At 70.0% G+C, this 727-nt stretch carries 1 pseudogene; it reads right to left on the reverse strand.

Features of this window, described 5'->3' with window-relative positions:
• Positions 1–417: 417 nt before the first annotated feature.
• Positions 418–727 (reverse strand): annotated as a pseudogene (locus AC2YHJ_RS27870) (recombinase family protein); the annotation flags it as partial.

Here is a 727-nt window from a genome sequence, read left to right on the forward strand (position 1 = left end):
CCAGGCTGCCACCTTCGTCGACGGGCTGCTGTCGATCGACCTCGTGCGCGAGATTCCCGAGGCGATGCGGCCACGTCGCGTCGAGATCGCTCGGGCCGGCGGGACCGCGCGGAATCAGATCGAGGGTGACCAAGCCGCTTGATGCGGTTTGTCTGAAGGCCCGTGCCGCCCAACGGCGGCCGGGCGCTTCGGCTTGATCGGACAACCGCGCCCGTTGGCAGCGCAGGCACGTATGCCAATCATTCTCCACCTGTTGCTTGGCCTGGCCGTGGGCGCGCCCTTGGCTGCGCTCTTGCTTATCCTCACCGAGTAGCGCGCCTGAGCCTAGATGCCCTGGCACGATAGATCGCGGCGGGTGTCGTAACCGACGATGGCGTGCGGGTCAGGCAGTGCGCATCGGCTAAGGAACGCCCTCGCCTACGAGAGATGTGCCAGCACACGGGCAACGGTGGTGTGGGTCCAGGCGCCCCGACCGCGCGGCGTCGCCACGCCGCGCTGGCTGAGCGCTCGCGCCATCGCTGCTAAGCCGAGGATGCCCTCTGCCCGCAGCCGCTCCACCTCCAGCGCCAGCCGGTGAGCCGCTCTCTCGGCCGCTGCTCGCCGCGCCGTGCCGGCTGCCGCGCTGTCAGGGCCAGCGACCGGCCGATAACCCCTGTCGCCGCCCAGGGCCTTGCCACGGGCCTTGGCGGCTGCCAGAGCGTCTTTGGTCCGCTCGCTAATCAGCTCG

The organism is Roseomonas sp. SRI_022, from assembly GCF_057586215.1.